The following is a 19,287-nucleotide window of genomic DNA, read 5'->3' on the forward strand; positions in this document are numbered from 1 at the left end:
CACACAACAACGCCAGGCGCGACCGCTCGCGCCTGGCGTTGTTGTGTGCAGGGTGTGTCTAGCGCGTGTGCGCTTCCTGGCGACGGATGTTGCCGATCTGGCGCAGGCTCAACCCGTACTTGTCGGCCAGCACGCTGCGTGACTGGCCATTGGAGCTTTCCTGCTGGATCTGCTGGTTACGCAGCTGGCGATTGAAGTGGTCGGCCTTGGGAATCTCCAGCGCCATGCCGGCGTAGCGCTTGATCAATGCATCCAGCGCTTCGGTTGGCAGGATCTCGGCCAGCGTGGTGCGCTCGCGGTGCTTGGGAATGTACTTGGGGCGGCCGCCGTAGATGGTGGTCAGGCGGTAGGCATGCTCCAGCCCGATGCATTCGATGAGCATCTGCAGTGACTGGGGCAGTTGTTCGATGTCGATCTTGTTCAGGTCACACAGTTCCATGATGACTTCCTTGTTGGCGGTATGAGCGAAGGGGCCACTTCATCGGGTGCCGTCCGTGCCTGAGCATCCTTGCCAGGTGCGGCGCGCCCCACGTCGACAGCGTTGAACTGCCAAGTGGCCTGAAGGAATTCTCGGTCAACCGCCAAGGGGAGATCTAGGCAGCAAGCGGGTCAGGGGAGGTAGTCTTTCCGTACACATTGCGTGAGGAAGTCGGTGGTCTGTTGTAGGAACCAGCGGCGCCAGGGAGGGCGTGGCCGCGTGTCTACGGCGAGCCTGCTCCAGCACTGTGGTTCAGGTTGCTCAACCCTGAACGCAGGGCACGGGCACACCTGGCGGATGATTTCAGGTTGTCGCGTCGGGAAAAACCGGGAAACATCCTCCTGCGTGACGTGGCGTTGTATCATGGCCGCCGGCCGCAGTAGGGCCCTCAAACCCGTTGTCGTAAGGATTTTTCAATGACTCAAGCTCAACGCCTGAAATACTCGATCCTGGTTGCCCTGGTGGTGCTGGCAATCATGCTGGGCGGCTCGTACCTGCAGAACGCCGGCGTGATCAGCGAAAAGGTGTTCCAGTACATCGCCATCGGCGTAGCCGTATTGGCCGTGATCGTGAACGGCATCATGCGGCGCAAGGTCAAGTTCTGACCGCTTGCGAGGCTGCGGCCGGCGTCACCCGGCCGTTGGCCTAGCGTGAAACCGGCTGTTCCAGCACCGCGCGAGCCTCGGGGTTGAGGCTGTAGCACTTGTCGCTGCCCAGGCTGATCACACCCTCGACGCACAGGCGCTTGAGCACTTCGCGAACGCTCAGGAACGACAGCGGAATATCCAGCTGCTCGAGCTGGCTGTGCACCCCGCGCACCCCGATACTGCGCCCCTCTCTGGCGGCCGCGTGCAGCGCATCGATGACCTTCAGCCGGATCAGGCTGGTGCGCAGGCCGAATGCCTTGAGCAGTTCGCGGATATGTTCGTTGCCGGCGCGGTCCGGTTCAGCCGCTTCGGGCTTTTCCGGCAGCGGCGCGTGGGCTTTGCGTCTGAAACGCAGCGGTGTGATTGGCTGTTGCTGGTTGTACATGTGAAAACTCCCTTTCCCGAGCCTGTCCAGTTTGCGTGTGGTGCTCTCACTCTATAAGACGAACGAGCACGGCAAATCTGCATCGGCAAGGCAAAAAATATTGCCTTTATGTAGAGAGAGACGAACGAGCGGCGCAAAAGCGGTAAATTTTCATGATGAAATTCGTCTAGTCAGGATGTTCGTTCACCCTGATGCTGCCGGAGTCCGCGTGTCTGCCAATCGCTCGATCCCCTCGTTCTGCCTGACGGCCCTGCTGGTTGCTCTGAGTTGTTCAGCCCACGCCCGCGAGGCGCCGCCGGGCGAGGCCCGGGCCGAGATCCGCCGCACCAGCTTCGGTGTGCCGCACATCGTGGCCCGCGATGAGCGTGGCCTGGGCTATGGCATCGGGTATGCCTACGCGCAGGACAACCTGTGCCTGCTGGCCAACGAAGTGGTGACCGTCAACGGTGAGCGCTCGCGGTTCTTCGGGCCGCAGGCGCTGACCCTGGAGCAGCGTGAAAACCTGGCCAGCGACGTGTTTTTCACCTGGCTGAACACGCCGGCGGCGGTGTCTGCGTACTGGCAGGCGCAACCGGCGCCGATCCGTTCATTGCTCGAAGGCTACGCGCTGGGCTACAACCGCGCGCTGGCCGAGCGCACTGCCCAGGGCCTGCCTGCCCAGTGCCAGCAGGCCGAGTGGCTGCGCCCCATCACCGCCCTGGACCTGGTCAAGCTGACCCGTCGCCTGCTGGTCGAGGGTGGGGCCGGGCAGTTCGTCGAAGCCGTGGCCGGTGCCGCGCCCCCCGGTGCAGCGGCGGGGTTGCCGGCTGCGGCCTTCAGTGTGGCCCAGGCGCGCCAGGCCAACTTTGCGCTTGAGCGCGGCAGCAACGCGGTGGCGATAGGGCACGAGCGTTCGGCCAATGGCCGTGGCCTGTTGCTGGCCAACCCGCATTTCCCGTGGGTGGGTGGCATGCGCTTCTACCAGATGCAGTTGAGCATCCCCGGCAAACTGGACGTGATGGGCGCCGCGTTGCCCGGCCTGCCGCTGATCAATATCGGTTTCAACCGGCATCTGGCCTGGACTCACACCGTCGACACCTCCCGGCACTTCACCTTGCACCGCTTGCAACTGGACCCGAAAGACTCGACCCGCTACCTGCTCGACGGCGTGTCCACCCCCATGACCCGTCAGCCGGTGAGCGTGTCGGTCAAGGCTGAGGACGGCCAGCAGCAGGTGGTCACCCGCGAGCTGTACGGCACGATCTACGGCCCGCTGGTGCAGTGGCCCGGGCGGCTGGACTGGACCGGGCAGGTGGCCTTCAGCCTGCGTGATGCCAACCTGGGCAACACCCGCGTGCTGCAGCAGTGGTACAGCATGAACCAGGCCGACAGCCTGCAGGCCCTGCAGCAGTCGGTGCAGCGCCTGCAGGGCATACCCTGGGTCAACACCCTGGCGGTGGATGCCAGGGGGCAGGCGTTGTACCTGAACCAGTCGGTGGTGCCCTATGTGGATGCGCCGCTGCTGGCGCAGTGCAGCGACCCGGCGGCGGGCCTGGAACTGATCGTGCTCGACGGTTCGCGCAGCGCCTGCAACTGGAAGGTCGATGCGCGAGCGGCGCAGCCCGGTATCTTCCCCGCGCAACTGCAGCCCAGCCTGCTGCGTGGCGACTTCGTACAGCACTCCAACGATTCGGCCTGGATGGTCAACCCGGCGCAGCCGCTGCGCGGCTACTCGCCGATCATCAGCCGCGAAGACGTGCCCCTAGGCCCGCGCAGCCGCTTTGCCCTGCAGCGGTTGAACCGCCCCGGCAAGATCAGCGCGCAGGACCTGCACCACATGGTCATGGACGACAAGGTGTACCTGGCCGAGCTGGCGCTGCCCGACCTGCTGCAGTGGTGCAAGGGCGCCACGGCCGATCCGCAGCTCAAGGCCATTTGCGACAGCCTGGCGGCGTGGGATGGCAAGGCCGGCCTGGCCAGTGGCATCGGCCTGGTGCACTTCCAGAACATCCTGCAGGCGTTGCAGGAGCACGGTGAGTTCTGGCGCGTGGCATTCGATCCGGCCGACCCCCAGCACACCCCACGCGGCCTTGCGCTGGAGCGTGCCGAGGTGGCCAGGGCCGTGCGTGCGGCGGCATTGGCGTCGCAGGCGCAGGTGGCCGAGGCCGGGCTGAGTGCGAATGTGCAGTGGGGGCAGATCCAGCAGGCGGGCGACGGCACGCCGATGCATGGCGGGCCGTCGAGCCTTGGGGTGTACAACGCCATGCAGAGCGTGCCGGGCGAGGGGGGCAAGCGCACCGTGATCAGCGGCACCAGTTACCTGCAGGTGGTCAGTTTCGATGACAAGGGGCCGCACGCGCAGGGGCTGCTGGCGTTTTCCCAGTCCAGCGAGGCGGGGTCGGTGCATGCCAGTGACCAGACCCGTGCGTTCTCGGCCGGGCACTGGCACACCATTCCATTCACCGAGGCGCAGATCAAGGCGGACCCGCAGTATCAGGTGCAGGTGATACGTGAGACGGATACTGCAGCTGTAGCCAGCAGCCCACGTTGAGCGTCGGCTGCATCGCGGGTCAAGCCCGCTCCCACCAGGGTTGCGCACTACCTGTGGGGGCGGGCTTGACCCGCGATAGCGTGCTACGTATTCAGATCCCGCAACAACAGCCCGAAGCCCAGCTCCACCTGTTCGGGAATCGGCAGGTACACCGTGTGCCCATCCCCCGGCGCCACCTCCAGCGGATTGCCCGCGCGATCCCGCAGCTGGTGCAGGTCGAAATGGTAGTTGCCCCGCGGCGTCATCAGCTCCAGGTGATCGCCCAGCCCGAAACGGTTCTTGACCTTGACCTCGGCCAGCCCGTCGACCCGCTCCCCGGTCAGCTCGCCCACGAATTGCTGGCGCTCGGACACCGAGTTGCCCCGCTCGTAGTTCTGGTACTCGTCGTGCACGTGGCGGCGCAAGAAGCCTTCGGTGTAGCCGCGTTGCGCCAATGACTCCAGGTCGAGCATCAGCGAACGGTCGAATTCACGCCCCGCCAGCGCATCGTCGATGGCCTGCCGGTACGCCTGGGTGGTGCGGGCACAGTAGAAGTGCGACTTGGTACGCCCCTCGATCTTCAGCGAGTGCACCCCCATGCGGGTCAGGCGCCCGACGTGCTGCACGGCACGCAGGTCCTTGGCGTTCATGATGTAGGTGCCGTGCTCGTCCTCGAATGCCGGCATGTCTTCGCCGGGCCGGTTGGCTTCCTGCAGCACGAACACCTGGTTGGTGGGGGCGCCGACGCCCAGGGTCGGCTGGACTTCGCGCACGATGTCACCCACCTCGTTTTCCTGGGCCGGGGTGGCGCTGTACTGCCAGCGACAGGCGTTGGTGCAGCTGCCCTGGTTGGCATCGCGCCGGTTCAGGTAGCCCGACAGCAGGCAGCGCCCCGAATACGCCATGCACAGGGCGCCGTGCACGAACACTTCCAGCTCCATCGCCGGCACCTGCTGGCGGATCTCTTCGATTTCTTCCAGCGACAGCTCCCGGGACAGGATCACCCGGCTCAGGCCCTGGGATTGCCAGAACGCGACACTGGCCCAGTTCACCGTATTGGCCTGTACTGACAGGTGGATCGGCATGGCCGGGAAGTGCTGGCGCACCAGCATGATCAGCCCAGGGTCGGACATGATCAGCGCGTCCGGGCCCATGGCGATCACAGGTTCCAGGTCCTTGAGGAAGGTCTTGAGCTTGGCATTGTGCGGGGCGATGTTGACCACCACATAGAACCGCTTGCCCTGGGCCTGGGCTTCCTGGATGCCCAGCGCCAGGTTGGCATGGTCGAATTCGTTGTTGCGCACACGCAGGCTGTAGCGCGGCTGGCCGGCGTAGACCGCATCGGCGCCATAGGCGAAGGCATAGCGCATGTTCTTCAGGGTGCCGGCAGGGGCGAGCAGTTCGGGTCGGGCGAGGTGGGTCATGGCAAGGTCGCGACAAAAGCGCGGATGCTACGCGCCTGCACCACCGATTTTATTGATCCACGGCAACGGCACTTTCTGCAGTGCGCCGCGCACTAATCATCAGAGCGCAAAGGAGCGGACATGAACGAATCGGTATTGCAGCAAAAAGCCCTGATGTGGTTGCTGGTCCTGGTGACCCTGGCCTTCATCTGGATTCTATTGCCCTACTACGGCGCGGTGTTCTGGGCGGTGATCCTGGGCATCGTGTTTGCGCCGTTGCAGCGCCGGTTGCTGTTGCGCCTGGGCTGGCGGCGCAACCTGGCGGCGGGTATCACGCTGCTGGTGTGCCTGCTGATCGCGATTCTGCCGGTGATCGTCATCAGCACGTTGCTGGTTCAGGAGGGCGCCACGCTGTACAAGAACATCGAGAGCGGCCAACTGGATATCGCCGGCTACATCGAGCGCTTCAAGGACATGCTGCCCGCTGTGGCCCAGCATGGCCTGGAACGCCTGGGCATGGGGGATCTGGAGGGCTTGCGCGACAAGATCGCCAAGGGCGCGATGCAGGGCAGCCAGTTCTTCGCCACCCAGGCGTTCAGCTTCGGGCAGGGCACGTTCGAGTTCCTGGTGAGCTTCGGCATCATGCTGTACCTGCTGTACTTCTTCCTGCGCGATGGCGCCGAGCTGGTGCGCAAGATCCGCACGGCGGTGCCCCTGGCCGAACACCAGAAGCGTCGCCTGCAACTGAAGTTCAATCGCGTGGTGCGTGCCACGGTCAAGGGCAACCTGCTGGTGGCGGTGACCCAGGGCGCGCTCGGCGGGTTCATCTTCTGGGTGCTGGATATCCCCAGTGCGCTGGTGTGGGCGGTGCTGATGGCGTTTCTGTCGCTGCTGCCGGCGGTGGGTGCCGGCATCGTGTGGGGCCCGGTGGCCGCGTACTTCCTGCTCAGTGGTTCGATCTGGCAGGGTGTGGTGCTTGCCGCCTTCGGGGTGTTCGTGATCGGCCTGGTGGACAACGTGCTGCGCCCGATCCTGGTGGGCAAGGACACCCGCATGCCCGACTACCTGATCCTGATCTCGACCCTGGGCGGGCTGGCGGTGTTCGGCCTCAACGGCTTCGTCATCGGGCCGTTGATCGCGGCGCTGTTCATGTCCAGCTGGGGGATTTTCGTGGCGACCAAGCCTCAGGTGCAACTGCCCTGAGGCGGCGCCGGCGAGCGTCACTTCCAGCTATAGGACATGCCCACGTAGGCTGCGAAGCCTTCGCCGGGGGTGGAGCGTGCGGCATCGAGACCCTTGTCGTCGTAGCCGGGCGTCACGGTTGCGGCATAGCGCTTGTTGGTGAGGTTGCGCAGGTCGAGCCAGGTGGCCCAGTCCTGTCGGGGGGAGGCGTAGCCGAAGGTTGCGCCCAGCAGGGCATACGCATCGGCCTGGTAGGAGTTGGCGTAGTCGACCTGCACCTTTGAGGCCATCTGCGTGTTGAGCCCGGCATAGAAGCCGCTGGGATGGTCCAGGCGCACCTGCGCCTGGTAGTAGTGCATTGGCATGCCGGGCAGGCGGTTGTCGCCGAACGCCGCGTCATCGCGGTAGTGGAAGTCGCTGAAGGTGTAGGCCTGGCGCAGCGACACCCGGCCAACTCCGCTGTGTTCCCACAGCAGGCTGTCGAGGCTGGCTTCCACCCCCTGGTGCACGGTAGGGCTGGCATTCATCTCGCCGACGATGGCGTTGGTGCTGCTGCTGGCGGCCACGGTTTCCACTGTCAGCAGTTCGTGGCGCACGGCCGAGTAGTACCAGGCCAGGTCCCAGCGCCCCAGCCGCGAGTCGCCGCGTGCGCCGAGCTCCAGGGTGGTGGCGGTCTGGTTGCGCAGCTCGATGGGTTGGGTCTGCAGGCCTTTGATCGCTGGCGAGCTCCAGATCAGTGCCCAGGGGTGCGCAGGCTCCACCGAGCGGCTCAGGTTGCCGTACAGCTGCAGCGCGGGGCTGAAGTCGTAGCGCAGCCCCAGGCGCGGGGCGTAGTCCCAGTCATGCTGGCTGACCTTGCCGCCGCTGGCCGGATAGGTGACGGCGCTTTCGCGGCGGGTATAGATCATCGCCAGGCCGCTGGTCAGCCACAGGTCTGGCACCAGTTCCAGTTCGTTGCTGAAGTGGAGGACGCTGTCCGAGCCCTGGTAGGTGAAGTCGCGGGTCTTGGTGCCTATGGGCTGAGTGGGGTCGGTCTCGACCCGCACGAACTCCGAGGCCCCCGTGTTGGGCAGGTGCTTTGTGGTGCGCCAGCCGAGGGTGGTCTTGCTCTCGTGGCCGAACAGGGTGTCGCGGCGCAGGTAGTTGAGCGTGCCGCTGACGTCGGTGTACGCCACCTTGAGGCGCTTGGTGCCTTCACGCAGGTCCATCGGGTAGTCGTGGTAGACCAGGCCGGCTTCCAGTTGCGAGTCGTCATCGAGGTAGAAGGTGGTCTTGTTGCCCAGCCAGGTGCTGCCCGGTTGCGGGCGGCTGGCGTCGCGGCTCAGGTACAGCGGGTTGGCAGCGCGCGGGTGGTGCTTGATTTGGTCCTTGGTCAGGCGCCCGGCCAGTTCGTTTTCGGTTTCGCGGTAACGCAGGTAGAAGCGGGTTTCCAGGTTGGGGTTGAAGCGGTAGCCGACGTTGGCGGCGATGCCCTTGCTGCTGCCGCTGCTGTGGTCCTGGTAGCCGTCGTATTCCGAGTCGGTGAGGGCGACGTAGTAGTCCAGGTCACCCAGTACCTGGCCGGAGCTGACCTGGCGTTTGCCGTAGCCACGGCTGCCGGCCTCGACCCGTACCTGCAGGGGCGCGGCGTCGTAGCCGGTGTGGGTCACATAGTTGATGGCGCCGCCCAGGGCCAGGGCGCCGCGGTCGAAACCATTGGCGCCGCGCAGTACCTCGGCGCGGCTTAGCCACAGGGGCTCGAACAATTCATAGGGCGTGCCGCCGGGGCCGGTCAGGGGCAGGCCGTCGAACAGGGTGTATACGCCGGAGCCGTGGGCGCCGGGGGCACGGTTGAGGCCCGAGCCGCGAATCGACAGTTTGATGCCGTCGTTGCCGGCGGATTGGGCGAACACGCCGGGCTGGTAGGCGAGCACGTCCTGGTTGCTGGCGACGCGGCCTTGTTCGACCTGTTGCATGTCGATCAGGTTGGTGGCCCCGGGGATTTGCTGCAGGCGCTCACGGGCGTCCTGAAGCTCGTTGTGTTCCTGGTCCTGGATCAGTACCTGGCCGAGTTCGATGCCTGGGTTGGCTTGGGCGGTGGCGGTGCAGGCGATCAATACGGCGAGGGACGAGCGGGACAGGGTGGGGTGCATCGAAGGGGTTCCGGAACGGTTGGGCGGGTATCTGACGTTGCAAGTATCAGACGAAGCACAGTGGGTGATCTGTAGTGCAGTCATGCTTTTGATCTGCTCTGGATATGTTCACGGTCGTCGATTTTACCGATTGGTGTGTTTATCCGGCATGGATAGCGCTGCGAATGACGCCTTCCGCTCTTACAGCGGGTCACTTTTGCAAGGACGCAAAAGTAACCAAAAGGTCCCCGGCCAAACATACGGCCCTACGCTTCGCTCCGGGTTCCCTCCCTCCGGCGCCGTCCAGGGGGCACGCGACCCGAGTTGCTGCGCAACTCTAACAGTCGCTCGCTTCGGCTAACGCCGAAGGGGCTGCGCCCCGCCCCCTGCACGACACCTCCACTCGGCCTCCTGACAGGCCGGACAATCAAGATCAAGATCAAGATCAAGATCAAGATCAAGAGCAAGAGCAACGGCGGTTTGGTGTATTGGTTGTTCAATCGCCAAAAACAAAACACCCCGCCGAAGCGGGGTGTCCTGTCAATGCATCAGCACTCAACCAAGCAACTGCAAACCTGCATGCTGCACCAGGTCCAGCAACGGCTGCGGATATACACCCAGCACGAACGCCAGAATCGCAATCGCCAGCAACATCACGCCACCGGTACGCTGCTCCCAGTTCAACGGCGCATCGTGACGACGCAGGTTCGGCTCGATCAGGTACAGGGTGACCATCACGCGCAGGTAGTAGAACACCCCAATCGCACTACCGATCACCAACGCACCCACCAGCCACCACAGCTGCGACTCGACGCCGGTAGCAATGATGTAGAACTTGCCGATGAAGCCCGCGGTCAGCGGAATACCCGCCAGCGACAGCATCATCACGGTCAGTACCGCCGTCAGGTACGGACGACGCCAGAACAGGCCGCGGTACTCGTACAGGGCATCGGCATCACGGCCCTTGTAAGGCGAGGACATCAGGGTGATGACGCCAAACGCGCCCAGGCTGGTGATCACGTAGGTCACCAGGTACACGCCAATGGCTTCCACCGCCATGCCCTTGCTCGCCACCAGGGCAATCAGCAGGTAACCGAAGTGGGCGATCGAGGAGTAACCCAGCAGACGCTTGAGGTTGCTCTGGGTCAGCGCCAGCAGGTTGCCGACCAGAATCGAGGCCACTGCAATCACCGACAGCACGGTGGTCAGCACGCCGCTGCTGGCAGCAGGGGAGAGCATGAACAGGCGTACCACAACGGCGAATACAGCCACCTTGCTCGCGGTGGCCAGGAACGCGGCGACCGGCGCCGGAGCACCTTCGTATACGTCCGGGGTCCACAGGTGGAACGGTACCAGCGACAGCTTGAACGCCAGGCCGACCAGCATCATGCCCAGGCCCAGCTGGGCAATCAGGCTTGGCAGGCTGGTGGTGGCCAGGGCCTTGCCGATGCCGTCGAAGCTCAGGCTGCCGGCGTCGGCATACAGCAGCGCCATGCCGAACAGCAGGAACGCGGAACCGGCTGCCGACAGCACCATGTACTTGATGCCGGCTTCCAGCGAACGCTTGTTGAAGAACGCATACGCCACCAGGCCATACACCGGTACCGAGAGCAGCTCCAGGCCGATGAACAGGCCGGCCAGGTGTTGCGCGCAGACCAGCACCAGGCCGCCCAGGGCCGCCATCAGGATCAGCAGGTAGAGCTCTTCGCGGTTGCCCGGGTAGCCCTTGCCGCCGTCACCCAGGTAGGCATGCGCCAGGGTCACGCAGGCCAGGGTGGCGACCAGGATCAACGCCATGTACAGGCACGCGAAGCTGTCGACGGTCAGCAATGGGGTGACCGCCAGCGGGGCCACCTTGAGGGTCGGGATGATCGACAGCAGGGCCAGGTTCAGCCCCACGGTCGACAGCAGGAAGGTTTGCGAGTGATTGCGGCGCCAGGCGATGGCCAGCATCACCACGACGATGGTGATACTGGTGATCAGCAGTGGCGCAAGCGCAATAAAGTGTTGAATCGTCAGGTCCATAGCGCTCTTACCGGGCCGAAGCGAGTTGAGTGAAAGCGGAGCCGAGCCACTGCTGCACACCACTCATGGTGGCGGCGGAGGTATCCAGGAACGGCTGCGGGTAAACGCCCAGCACAATCAGCAGTACCGCCAGGCCCAGCACCATGATCAGTTCGCGGTTGTCCATGCCGGCCAGTACTTCGTCGGACTTGGCCGGGCCGAAGTAGGCGCGGTGGATCATGATCAGCGAGTACACCGAGCCGAACACCAGGCCGGAGGTGGCAATCGCGGTGACCCATGGGGCACTGACGAAGCTGCCGATCAGGATCAGGAACTCGCCGACGAAGTTGCCGGTACCCGGCAAGCCCAGCGAAGCCGCGGCGAAGAACAGGCTGATGGCCGGCAGGTAGGCGATGCGCGACCACAGGCCACCCATCTGACGCATGTCACGGGTGTGCAGACGCTCGTACAGCTGGCCGCTGAGGATGAACAGCGCCGCCGCCGACAGGCCGTGGGCCAGCATCTGGATCACCGCGCCCTGCAGGGCCTGCTGGCTGCCGGAGTAGATGCCGATCAGCACGAAGCCCATGTGCGAGACGCTGGAGAACGCGATCAGGCGCTTGATGTCGGTTTGCGCGAAGGCCAGGAATGCACCGTAGAAGATCCCGATCAGACCCAGGGTCATGGCGATCGGCGCGAACTCGGCCGAGGCATTCGGGAACAGCGGCAGGGCAAAACGCAGCAGGCCGTAGGCCGCGGTCTTCAGCAGGATACCGGCCAGGTCGACGGAACCGGCAGTCGGCGCCTGGGCGTGGGCATCAGGCAGCCAGGAGTGGAACGGTACCACCGGCAGCTTGACCGCGAAGGCGATGAAGAAGCCCAGCATCAGCAGGTATTCGGTACCCGCCGGCAGGTCGGCCTTGAGCAACTGGGTGTAGTCGAAGGTGATCACACCGGTGTTGCCGTAGTTGACCAGTACCAGGCCCAGGATCGCCACCAGCATGATCAGGCCGCTGGCCTGGGTGAAGATGAAGAACTTGGTGGCTGCGTAGATCCGGGTCTTCTTGCCGTCCGAGGAGCTGTGACCCCAGAGCGCGATGAGGAAATACATCGGCACCAGCATCATTTCCCAGAAGAAGAAGAACAGGAACAGGTCCAGGGCCAGGAACACACCGACCACGCCGCCCAGGATCCACATCAGGTTGAGGTGGAAGAAGCCGACGTGGCGCTGGATCTCTTTCCAGGAACACAGTACCGAGAGCACACCGAGCAGGCCGGTGAGCAGGATCATCAGCAGCGACAGGCCGTCCAGGGCCAGGTGCAGGCTGATGCCGAAGCGCTCGATCCACAGCACTTTGAACTCGTAGGCCCACTGTGGCGCGGCACCCGGCGCAGGCGCCAGGGTGTAGTCGCCGTTGGCCCACAGCCAGAGGCCGATACCAAGCAGCAGGGACATGGTTAGCAGCGCGATGTAGCGCGGCAGGGTGGCGCCGAAGCGCTCACCCAGCCAGCACAGCAGGCCGCCGATAAAGGGGATCAGGATCAGCCAAGGCAAAATCATGACGGGCTCAATTCCTTTCGCAAAGTCGCAAGGTTCATATCAGACCGCAGCCACAACAACGGCACCGAGCACAAGCACGGCACCAATGGCGATCGAGGCGGTGTACCAGCGCAGCTGACCGGTTTCGGTTTTGCTCATGGCGGCATGACCGCCCTTGGCCAAACGCGGAATCAGGCCGATGCTGCGGTCAACCGGATCCTTGCGCAGGATGTGGCTGATCAGCAGGTAAGGTTTGACGAACAGCTTGTCGTAGATCCAGTCGAAGCCCCAGGCGGCGAACCACCAGGCCGACAGCACACGACCGATACCGCTGTTGGCGATCGCGGTAACCAGGCGACGCTTGCCCAGGAACAGCATGGCGGCCAGCAGGATACCGGCGATGGCGATGGCACCCGAGGCGATTTCCAGGCTGTGCTTGGCTTCGCCACCGGCATGCCCGACGCTCTGCGGCAGCACGCCGGCCAGCGGTGGGTGGATCCAGGCGCCGACGAAGGTCGACAGCACGATCAGCACGCCCAGCGGCAGCCAGTGCGAGATGCCGTGGCCAGCGTGGGCTTCGGTCTTGGCTTCGCCGTGGAAGGCGATGAAGATCAGGCGGAAGGTGTACAGCGAGGTCATGAACGCACCCACCAGGCCGGCGTACAGCAAGCCGCTGTTGCCGCTGGCGAAGGCTTCCCAGAGGATCTCGTCCTTGGAGTAGAAGCCGGCGGTCAGCAGCGGCAGGGCAGCCAGGGCGGCACCACCGACGATGAAGCTGGCGTAGGCCAGTGGCAGTTTCTTCCACAGGCCGCCCATCTTGAAGATGTTCTGCTCGTGGTGGCAGGCAACGATCACTGCACCGGAGGCAAGGAACAGCAGGGCCTTGAAGAAGGCGTGGGTCATCAGGTGGAAGATCGCGCCGTCGAAGGCGCCCACGCCCAGGGCCAGGAACATGTAGCCGATCTGGCTCATGGTCGAGTAGGCCAGGATACGCTTGATGTCGGTCTGTACCAGCGCGGCAAAGCCGGCCAGCACCAGGGTCACGCCGCCGACCACACCTACCAGGTGCAGCACGTCGGGCGCCAGGGCGAACAGGCCGTGGGTACGTGCGATCAGGTAGACACCGGCGGTCACCATGGTGGCGGCGTGGATCAGTGCCGATACCGGGGTAGGGCCGGCCATCGCGTCTGCAAGCCAGGTCTGCAGCGGCAGCTGGGCCGATTTGCCCACGGCGCCGCCCAGCAGCATCAGGGTTGCCAGCACGATCCAGAAATCACCGGCCTGGAACTTCTGCGGCGCCAGCACCAGCAGTTGCTGGATGTTCAGGGTGCCCAGTTGCTGGAACAGGATGAACAGGCCGATGGCCATGAACACGTCGCCGATACGGGTGACGATGAAGGCCTTGAGCGCTGCGTTGCCGTTGTTGCGGTTGCTGTAGTAGAAACCGATCAACAGGTACGAGCACAGGCCCACGCCTTCCCAACCGAAGTAGATGAACAGCAGGTCGTCGCCCAGGATCAGGAACAGCATGCTGGCAATGAACAGGTTGGTGTAGGCGAAGAAGCGCGAGTAGCCGGCTTCACCACGCATGTACCACGAGGCGAACAGGTGGATCAGGAAGCCCACGCCGACCACCACGCCGAGCATGGTCACCGACAGGCCGTCCAGGTACAGGGTGAAGTTGGGCTTGAAGTCGCCCACCTGCATCCACTGCCACAGCAGCTGGCTGTACGCGCCGCCTTCAGGCGGGGCGACGTTGAACTGCCAGATCACGTAGGCGGCCACGATGGCCGAGAGGCCGATCGAACCGACACCGATCAGCGCCGACAGGTTCTCCGAGAACCGCCCGCGCGAGAACGACAGCAGCACAAAGCCGATCAGGGGGAAGACGAAGGTCAGAAAGAGTAGGTTCATCCGCGCATCTCACTGGCAGCATCGATATCGAGAGTGTGGAAGCGGCGATACAGCTGCAGCAGGATCGCCAGGCCGATACTGGCCTCGGCGGCGGCCAGGCTGATCACCAGGATGAACATGATCTGCCCGTCCGGTTGCGCCCAGCGGCTGCCCGCCACGATGAATGCCAGTGCCGAGGCGTTCATCATGATTTCCAGGCTCATCAGTACGAACAGAATGTTGCGGCGCACCATCAGCCCGACCAGGCCGAGGCAGAACAGGATGCCGGCGACGGCCAGGCCGTGTTCGAGAGGAATTGCTGACATGATTTACTCCTTCGCCTCGTTGCGGCCGAGGTGGAACGCCGTCACTGCTGCAGCCAGCAGCAGCATCGAGGCCAGTTCCACCACCAGCAGGTAAGGGCCGAACAGGCTGATGCCCACGGCCTTGGCGTCAACGGTGGTATGACCGATGGCGGCGCCGCTCGGCTGCACGAACAGCACGTACAGCAGTTCGGCCAGCAGCAGGACGGCGAGGAACACCGGCCCGCCCCAGATGCCGGGCTTGAGCCAGCCGCGCTCCTGGGCGACCGACGCCGGCCCCAGGTTGAGCATCATCACCACGAACACGAACAGCACCATGATGGCGCCAGCGTAGGCGATCACTTCGAGCACGCCGGCAAACGGCGCGCCGAGGGCGAAGAAGGTCATCGCCACGGAGATCAGCGAAATGATCAGGTAGAGCAGGGCATGCACCGGGTTGGTGTTGGTGATCACCCGCAGGGTGGACACCACGGCGACACCGGATGCGAAATAGAAAGCGAATTCCATCTTTCTTCCTTAAGGGAGCAAGCTCTTCACGTTGATCGGCTCGGCTTCGTTCTGCGCGGCGCCCTTCGGCTTGCCGGCAACGGCCATACCTGCAACACGGTAGAAGTTGTAATCAGGGTTCTTGCCGGGGCCGGAGATCAGCAGATCTTCTTTCTCGTACACCAGGTCCTGACGTTTGAACTCGGCCATTTCGAAATCCGGGGTGAGCTGGATCGCGGTGGTCGGGCAGGCTTCCTCGCAGAGGCCGCAGAAAATGCAGCGCGAGAAGTTGATGCGGAAGAACTCGGGGTACCAGCGACCGTCTTCGGTCTCGGCCTTCTGCAGCGAGATGCAACCCACCGGGCAGGCCACGGCACACAGGTTGCAGGCCACGCAGCGCTCCTCGCCGTCGGGGTCGCGGGTCAGCACGATGCGGCCGCGGTAGCGCGGCGGCAGGTAGACCGGCTCTTCGGGGTATTGCAGGGTGTCGCGTTTGCGGAACCCGTGGGAGAACACCATCACCAGGCTGCGCAGCTGGGTGCCAGTGCCCTTAACGATGTCGCCAATATACTTGAACATGGGTCAAATCCTCACTGGGCCGCAACAGCTGGCGTGTTGAGCAACACGAGCGCAGCGGTCACCAGCAAATTGATCAGGGTCAGCGGCAGGCAGAACTTCCAGCTGAAGTCCATCACCTGGTCATAGCGCGGGCGCGGGATCGAGGCGCGCAGCAGGATGAACAGCATGATGAAGAACGCGGTCTTCAGGGCGAACCACACGAACGACAGTTGCGGCAGGATGCCGAACGGCCCGTGCCAGCCACCGAAGAACAGGGTTACCAGCAGCGCCGAGATCAGGATGATGCCGATGTACTCGCCCACGAAGAACATGCCCCATTTCATGCCGGCATATTCGATGTGGTAGCCGTCGGCCAGTTCCTGTTCCGCTTCCGGCTGGTCGAAGGGGTGACGGTGAGTCACGGCCACGCCAGCGATGAAGAAGGTACAGAAGCCGAAGAACTGCGGAATGATGAACCACAGGTTCTGCGCCTGGTATTCGACGATGTCGCGCATGTTGAACGAGCCGACCTGGGCCACGATGCCCATCAGCGCCAGGCCCATGAACACTTCGTACGACACGGTCTGGGCCGAGGCCCGCAGGCTGCCGAGCAGGGCGTACTTGTTGTTCGACGACCAGCCGGCGAACAGGACGGCGTACACCGACAGGCCGGCCATGGCGAAGAAGAACAGCAGGCCGATGTTCAGGTCCGCGACACCCCAGGTCGGGGTGATCGGGATGATCGCGAAGGCGATCAGCAAGGCGCTCATGGCCACCACCGGCGCCAGGGTGAAGATCACCTTGTCGACGAAGGGCGGGTTCCAGTCTTCCTTGAAGAACATCTTCAGCATGTCGGCGGCAATCTGGAACATGCCGAACGGGCCGACGCGGTTAGGACCGTAACGGTCCTGCCACCAGCCCAGCAGGCGACGCTCGACGAAGCTGAGCAGCGCACCGCAGACCACCACCGCCAGCAACACCACGATGGCCTTGATGACAGTGAGGATCACATCGATCACTTCAGGGGTGAACCAGGTCATTGTGCTGCCTCCTGCAAGCCTTCGACGGATGCACCGAAGATGGCAGGCGGGATGCCGGCCAGGCCTTTGGGCAATGCAACCAGGCCTGCGCCCAGTTCCTCATTGATGCGCAGCGGCAGACGCAGGGTCTGGCCGGCCACGTTCAGGCTCAGCAGTGCGCCGTCGTTGACGCCCAGGCGGTCGGCTTCGGACTTGGCCAGTGCCACGTAGGCCTGCGGGATGCGCTCCTGCACCGGGGCGGCGCGCGAAGAGTTCTCTTCACTGCCGAACAGGTGGTAGAACGGCACGGCCTGCCAGGTGCCACGGGCCGGCGAGAACGCCGCCGGAACGCTGGCGAACCAGTTCAGCCTGTCGCCCTGGGTCTCGATCAGGCGGGTGCCCGGGTCGCCTGCACGCAGGTGACCACCGACCTCGTCCTGGAACTTGTTCCAGGCCTGCGGCGAGTTCCAGCCCGGCGACCAGGCGAACGGCACCTGCTGGCGCGGTTCGGCGGAGCCCGAGTAGCCTTCCATGGAGAAGGCGAACGCGGTGTCCGGGTCTTGCGGGGTACGTGGCTCGTGCACGCTGATGTTGGCGCGCATGGCGGTACGGCCCGAGTAGCGCAGCGGCTCGCGGGCCAGTTTCATGCCCTTGATGCGGAACGCGGCCGATGGCGCGGCGTTGACGATGCCGGCCAGTTGCGGCACCACGCCAGCCACGGCGTGGGTCACGTGGTCCAGCTGGGTCCAGTCGACCGGCTTGTTGAGCAGGGTGGCACGCAGTGCGTGCATCCAGCGCCAGCCTTCGTGCACCAGGATGCTGCTGTCCAGGTACTGCGGGTCGAACACCTGGAAGAAGCGCTGGGCGCGGCCTTCCTGGCTGACCAGGGTACCGTCGCCCTCGGCGAAGGTGGCGGCCGGCAGCACCAGGTGCGCGCGGTCGGTGGTCGGGGTTTTCTGGTGGTCGGCAACGATCACCACCTTGGCCGCGGCCAGGGCAGCGTCGACCTTGGCAGCCGGTACGCGGCTGTACAGGTCGTTTTCCAGCACCACGATGGCGTCGGCCTTGCCGGCGATCACGGCGTCCAGCGCCGCATCGATCGACTCGCCACCGAGCATGGCCAGGCCCAGGCTGTTGGCCTCGGGCACCACCAGGCTCAGCGAGCCGTTCTTCTCGCGCAGCTTGAGTGCCTTGGCGATGTTGGCAGCGGCTTCGATCAGAGCCCTGGAGGCCAGCGAAGTACCGGCAACCACCAGTGGGCGATTGGCCGCGACCAGGGCGTCGGCGATGCGCTTGGCCAGGTCCAGGGCTTCGGCGTCCAGGCCTTCGACGGCTGGGGCGCTCGGGTCGATGGCGTGGGCCACGGCGAAACCGATGCGGGCCAGGTCGTCCGGCGCGGCGTGCACGCACTCTTGCGCCACGTCGTCGAGCTTGGTCTCGCTCAGGCTGGCAATGAACAGCGGGTACATGGCGTGCTGGCCGATGTTCTTCACCGCGGCATCGAGCCACGGCTGAACGCGCATGGCATCGGCCATCGCCTCGGCCTTGCCCTTGACCGACTGACGCAGGGCCAGGGCCACGCGGGCAGCGGTCTGGGTCAGGTCTTCGCCAAGCACGAACACCGCGTCATGGTCTTCCATGTCGCGCAGGGTCGGCACCGGCAGCGGGCTGTCGTTGAGCACCTGCAAAGCCAGGCGCACGCGCTCCAGCTCACCGGCTTCCATGCCTGCATAGAAGTGTTCGGCACCCACCAGCTCGCGCAGGCCGTAGTTGCTCTCCAGGCTTGCACGGGGCGAACCGATACCCACGATGTTGCGCCCGCGCAGCATGTCGGCGGCCTTGTCCAGCGCGGCGTCCAGGCCCAGTTTCTGGCCGTCCTGGAGCAATGGCTGGCGTGGGCGGTCGGTACGGTTGACGTAGCCGTAGCCGAAGCGGCCACGGTCGCACAGGAAGTACTGGTTCACCGAGCCGTTGAAACGGTTCTCGATGCGGCGCAGTTCACCGTAGCGCTCGCCCGGGCTGATGTTGCAGCCGCTGGAGCAGCCATGGCAGATGCTCGGGGCGAACTGCATGTCCCACTTGCGGTTGTAGCGCTCGGAGTGGGTCTTGTCGGTGAACACACCGGTCGGGCAGACCTCGGTCAGGTTGCCGGAGAACTCGCTCTCCAGGGCACCGTCCTCGACGCGGCCGAAATACACGTTGTCGTGCGCACCGAACACGCCCAGGTCGGTACCGCCGGCGTAGTCCTTGTAGTAGCGCACGCAGCGGTAGCAGGCGATGCAGCGGTTCATCTCGTGGGAGATGAACGGGCCGAGCTCCTGGTTCTGGTGGGTACGCTTGGTGAAACGGTAGCGGCGCTCGTTGTGGCCGGTCATCACCGTCATGTCTTGCAGGTGGCAGTGACCTCCTTCCTCGCACACCGGGCAGTCGTGCGGGTGGTTGGTCATCAGCCATTCGACGACGCTGGCGCGGAACACGCGGGCTTCTTCGTCTTCGATGGAAATCCAGCTGCCATCGGTGGCAGGGGTCATGCAGGACATGACGATGCGACCACGGGTGTCGTTCTCGTCGGTGTACTGCTTGACCGCACACTGGCGGCAGGCACCGACGCTACCGAGCGCCGGGTGCCAGCAGAAATAGGGGATGTCGAGGCCTAGCGACAGACACGCCTGTAACAGGTTGTCTGCACCGTTGACTTCGAGCTCTTTGCCGTCTACGTGGATAGTGGCCATGGTTCAAAGTTCTTCGT

15 protein-coding genes are annotated in these 19,287 nt (G+C 64.4%); 3 read left to right on the forward strand and 12 right to left on the reverse strand.

Annotation, left to right across the window (positions count from 1 at the left end):
• Positions 1–58: 58 nt before the first annotated feature.
• Positions 59–439: a Mor transcription activator family protein gene (locus B4I46_RS06170; RefSeq protein WP_043860880.1), complete on the reverse strand. Its 381-nt coding sequence runs from the start codon at positions 437–439 to the stop codon at positions 59–61.
• Positions 440–894: 455 nt separating this feature from the next.
• Here B4I46_RS06170 and B4I46_RS06175 point away from each other — a divergent pair, with 455 nt between their 5' ends.
• Positions 895–1,083, forward strand: a complete 189-nt coding sequence (locus B4I46_RS06175; RefSeq protein ID WP_043860879.1) for a hypothetical protein — start codon at positions 895–897, stop codon at positions 1,081–1,083.
• A gap of 40 nt (positions 1,084–1,123) precedes the next feature.
• On the opposite strand, the gene B4I46_RS06180 is transcribed toward B4I46_RS06175, so the two are convergent.
• A complete protein-coding gene (locus tag B4I46_RS06180; RefSeq protein WP_088515161.1) occupies positions 1,124–1,510 on the reverse strand; it encodes a fe2+ zn2+ uptake regulation protein in 387 nt (128 codons plus the stop codon).
• 208 nt (positions 1,511–1,718) lie between these two features.
• Between B4I46_RS06180 and B4I46_RS06185 the strand changes: the two genes are divergently transcribed.
• On the forward strand, positions 1,719–4,040 hold the full coding sequence (locus B4I46_RS06185) for an acylase (protein WP_313717898.1): 2,322 nt from the start codon (positions 1,719–1,721) through the stop codon (positions 4,038–4,040).
• 83 nt (positions 4,041–4,123) lie between these two features.
• Here B4I46_RS06185 and yegQ read toward each other — a convergent pair whose 3' ends face one another.
• Positions 4,124–5,443, reverse strand: a complete 1,320-nt coding sequence (gene yegQ, locus B4I46_RS06190) for a tRNA 5-hydroxyuridine modification protein YegQ (protein WP_043860877.1) — start codon at positions 5,441–5,443, stop codon at positions 4,124–4,126.
• Between the two features lie 120 nt (positions 5,444–5,563).
• On the opposite strand from yegQ, the gene B4I46_RS06195 reads away from it, so the two are divergent.
• Entirely contained in the window at positions 5,564–6,625 is a 1,062-nt protein-coding gene (locus B4I46_RS06195; RefSeq protein ID WP_043860876.1) for an AI-2E family transporter, read from the forward strand.
• A 17-nt stretch (positions 6,626–6,642) separates the two neighbouring features.
• Here the strand turns inward: B4I46_RS06195 and B4I46_RS06200 are convergent, their stop codons facing one another.
• From B4I46_RS06200 to nuoG, 9 genes are all read right to left on the reverse strand, one after another.
• Positions 6,643–8,736 (reverse strand): TonB-dependent receptor family protein, encoded by a 2,094-nt coding sequence (locus B4I46_RS06200; RefSeq protein WP_286899107.1) that lies wholly within the window; start codon positions 8,734–8,736, stop codon positions 6,643–6,645.
• 534 nt (positions 8,737–9,270) lie between these two features.
• A complete protein-coding gene (gene nuoN, locus B4I46_RS06205; RefSeq protein ID WP_043860874.1) occupies positions 9,271–10,740 on the reverse strand; it encodes an NADH-quinone oxidoreductase subunit NuoN in 1,470 nt (489 codons plus the stop codon).
• Between the two features lie 7 nt (positions 10,741–10,747).
• Entirely contained in the window at positions 10,748–12,280 is a 1,533-nt protein-coding gene (gene nuoM / locus B4I46_RS06210; protein ID WP_043860873.1) for an NADH-quinone oxidoreductase subunit M, read from the reverse strand.
• A gap of 39 nt (positions 12,281–12,319) precedes the next feature.
• Positions 12,320–14,173 carry an NADH-quinone oxidoreductase subunit L gene (gene nuoL / locus B4I46_RS06215; RefSeq protein ID WP_043860872.1) on the reverse strand — a complete coding sequence of 618 codons (1,854 nt, stop codon included), beginning with the start codon at positions 14,171–14,173 and terminating at the stop codon, positions 12,320–12,322.
• A complete protein-coding gene (gene nuoK / locus B4I46_RS06220) occupies positions 14,170–14,478 on the reverse strand; it encodes an NADH-quinone oxidoreductase subunit NuoK (RefSeq protein WP_010220409.1) in 309 nt (102 codons plus the stop codon). The genes nuoL and nuoK overlap by 4 nt, the downstream gene beginning before the upstream one ends.
• Positions 14,479–14,481: 3 nt before the next feature.
• On the reverse strand, positions 14,482–14,982 hold the full coding sequence (gene nuoJ, locus B4I46_RS06225) for an NADH-quinone oxidoreductase subunit J (RefSeq protein WP_043860871.1): 501 nt from the start codon (positions 14,980–14,982) through the stop codon (positions 14,482–14,484).
• A gap of 9 nt (positions 14,983–14,991) precedes the next feature.
• A complete protein-coding gene (nuoI, locus tag B4I46_RS06230) occupies positions 14,992–15,540 on the reverse strand; it encodes an NADH-quinone oxidoreductase subunit NuoI (RefSeq protein ID WP_009400993.1) in 549 nt (182 codons plus the stop codon).
• 11 nt (positions 15,541–15,551) lie between these two features.
• Positions 15,552–16,559, reverse strand: coding sequence for an NADH-quinone oxidoreductase subunit NuoH (nuoH, locus tag B4I46_RS06235; RefSeq protein ID WP_054915105.1), 1,008 nt, complete (start codon positions 16,557–16,559; stop codon positions 15,552–15,554).
• Positions 16,556–19,270, reverse strand: coding sequence for an NADH-quinone oxidoreductase subunit NuoG (nuoG, locus tag B4I46_RS06240; protein WP_043860869.1), 2,715 nt, complete (start codon positions 19,268–19,270; stop codon positions 16,556–16,558). The genes nuoH and nuoG overlap by 4 nt, the downstream gene beginning before the upstream one ends.
• Positions 19,271–19,287: the final 17 nt, after the last annotated feature.

The organism is Pseudomonas sp. UBA7500, from assembly GCF_002478435.1.
GTDB lineage: Bacteria > Pseudomonadota > Gammaproteobacteria > Pseudomonadales > Pseudomonadaceae > Aquipseudomonas > Aquipseudomonas palmensis.

What these genes read in the sequence shown, in the direction of transcription:
- B4I46_RS06170 (WP_043860880.1), bottom strand. Translation starts at nt 439, where the DNA reads ATGGAACTGTGTGACCTGAACAAGATCGACATCGAACAACTGCCCCAG.
- B4I46_RS06175 (WP_043860879.1), top strand. Translation starts at nt 895, where the DNA reads ATGACTCAAGCTCAACGCCTGAAATACTCGATCCTGGTTGCCCTGGTG.
- B4I46_RS06180 (WP_088515161.1), bottom strand. Translation starts at nt 1,510, where the DNA reads ATGTACAACCAGCAACAGCCAATCACACCGCTGCGTTTCAGACGCAAA.
- yegQ (WP_043860877.1), bottom strand. Translation starts at nt 5,443, where the DNA reads ATGACCCACCTCGCCCGACCCGAACTGCTCGCCCCTGCCGGCACCCTG.
- B4I46_RS06195 (WP_043860876.1), top strand. Translation starts at nt 5,564, where the DNA reads ATGAACGAATCGGTATTGCAGCAAAAAGCCCTGATGTGGTTGCTGGTC.
- B4I46_RS06200 (WP_286899107.1), bottom strand. Translation starts at nt 8,736, where the DNA reads ATGCACCCCACCCTGTCCCGCTCGTCCCTCGCCGTATTGATCGCCTGC.
- nuoN (WP_043860874.1), bottom strand. Translation starts at nt 10,740, where the DNA reads ATGGACCTGACGATTCAACACTTTATTGCGCTTGCGCCACTGCTGATC.
- nuoM (WP_043860873.1), bottom strand. Translation starts at nt 12,280, where the DNA reads ATGATTTTGCCTTGGCTGATCCTGATCCCCTTTATCGGCGGCCTGCTG.
- nuoL (WP_043860872.1), bottom strand. Translation starts at nt 14,173, where the DNA reads ATGAACCTACTCTTTCTGACCTTCGTCTTCCCCCTGATCGGCTTTGTG.
- nuoK (WP_010220409.1), bottom strand. Translation starts at nt 14,478, where the DNA reads ATGTCAGCAATTCCTCTCGAACACGGCCTGGCCGTCGCCGGCATCCTG.
- nuoJ (WP_043860871.1), bottom strand. Translation starts at nt 14,982, where the DNA reads ATGGAATTCGCTTTCTATTTCGCATCCGGTGTCGCCGTGGTGTCCACC.
- nuoI (WP_009400993.1), bottom strand. Translation starts at nt 15,540, where the DNA reads ATGTTCAAGTATATTGGCGACATCGTTAAGGGCACTGGCACCCAGCTG.
- nuoH (WP_054915105.1), bottom strand. Translation starts at nt 16,559, where the DNA reads ATGACCTGGTTCACCCCTGAAGTGATCGATGTGATCCTCACTGTCATC.
- nuoG (WP_043860869.1), bottom strand. Translation starts at nt 19,270, where the DNA reads ATGGCCACTATCCACGTAGACGGCAAAGAGCTCGAAGTCAACGGTGCA.